1 protein-coding gene is annotated in these 290 nt (G+C 73.1%); it reads left to right on the top strand.

Features of this window, described 5'->3' with window-relative positions; all coding sequences use genetic code 11:
- The coding region (locus Q1A09_RS22540; RefSeq protein ID WP_299960640.1) for a PKD domain-containing protein at positions 1-290 on the top strand (290 nt) is incomplete at both ends.

Raw genomic sequence — 290 nt, 5'->3', positions numbered from 1 at the left:
AGGGGTGTACCTGCAGGGCTACACCTCTGGCTCGGCGACCGGCCCGCAGGTCATCGTCGCCGACCAGCTCCACGTGGGTGCACCGGGGAGCACGCCGGCCCCCGCACCCGTGAACGTGGCCCCGACGGCGTCCTTCACGGCGACCGCGACCGACCTGGCCGTGCAGTTCGACGCGGCCGGTTCGGCGGACTCGGACGGTTCGCTGAACGGACACGCCTGGGACTTCGGTGACGGCACGACCGGGACCGGGACGACGGCGTCGCACACCTACGCCGCGGCCGGCACGTACA

The sequence above is a fragment of the uncultured Modestobacter sp. genome (genome assembly GCF_947486615.1).
Taxonomy (GTDB): Bacteria; Actinomycetota; Actinomycetes; order Mycobacteriales; family Geodermatophilaceae; genus Modestobacter.
This window is presented reverse-complemented; position numbering and strand designations above follow the sequence as displayed.